This is a genomic window from Megasphaera massiliensis (genome assembly GCF_000455225.1).
Classification (GTDB): domain Bacteria; phylum Bacillota; class Negativicutes; order Veillonellales; family Megasphaeraceae; genus Megasphaera; species Megasphaera massiliensis.
On the sequence record NZ_HF954550.1, the window covers coordinates 1 to 1,020 of the forward strand.

Annotated in this window: 1 protein-coding gene; it reads right to left on the minus strand. The window is 48.7% G+C overall.

Going from position 1 to position 1,020, the window contains the following annotated elements:
* Positions 1-110: 110 nt before the first annotated feature.
* A complete protein-coding gene (locus tag TX77_RS10710; protein ID WP_049917361.1) occupies positions 111-566 on the minus strand; it encodes a tRNA pseudouridine synthase A in 456 nt (151 codons plus the stop codon).
* Positions 567-1,020 lie beyond the last annotated feature (454 nt).

Genomic DNA, 1,020 nt, shown 5'->3' on the forward strand with positions numbered 1-1,020 from the left:
TGCCGGTAATGTACATATGAAGCATCGAGCCCTGCTGCTCGAAGTACGCGTCATATACGATCCGTATATGATGCGGTTTTGTTGAATGAATGGATGTGAATGACGTGAAGTCATGCTCGCCAATCAAATGCTTCAACCCTTCTTGCATCGCTTCCACTTGAAGGCGCATCGGATGACTGAAACGCGTAGCGGCGTTCAAACACATTCGGAAACTTCCCCATATCGATCGTATACCGATACGTCTTCCGTTTGGCAGAGCGCCTGGAATGAAAGGACAGCGATACTTCATGTACTTCCAGGATCACGATATCTTTAGGAAGCCTTGTATTCAGCGCAATGGCCCAACGTTCTGCAGGAATCGTAGATTCCGTTGCAAAGTTGAACACTTGTCCCTGCGCATGTACGCCGGCATCTGTTCTTCCCGAACCGAGAATAAGAATATCTTCTCCTGTCAGCACCTGAATCGCCTTTTCAATCTCCTGCTGTACGGTCCGACCGTACGGCTGCGATTGAAAGCCGTTGAACTCTGTTCCTTCATAACTTACCGTCGCGCATAAATTCCTCATCTCGACACCTCTTTCCCCACAAGACCCTTGCTGCTTCTTTCTTTATTCCCCTGCCCGGGCATCGAAGCGCAGTGAAAGCCTTGAAGGGTATGCATTTTCGTGAAATTTAAAATAAGCATCGAATGCGGAATGAAAGGTTTGAACTGAAGAAGCGCAGCGCTCGCTTTTGTGAGCGGATTTCTGCCGCAGCGCGGCTATAATCCAAGAAATCCGCGAGCAATGGCGATCGTAAGTCAAACCTTTCATGCAGTATCGAACTGCTATATTTTAAAAATCTAACGAATTGCCATGAACCCATTCAATGCTTTCACGCAGCTTCACACCCCTCGGCAAAGGGCAATAAAAAAAGGTGGCCGCAAGGGTCCACCCTTTATCTACCACAGCCCAAACAGCTGTACCGCCCTAAGGCGGCTTCAGCTACAAGTGCTTGTGTTACGCGCGGTCAACCAGTTCC

What these genes read in the sequence shown, in the direction of transcription:
- TX77_RS10710 (WP_049917361.1), bottom strand. Translation starts at nt 566, where the DNA reads ATGAGGAATTTATGCGCGACGGTAAGTTATGAAGGAACAGAGTTCAAC.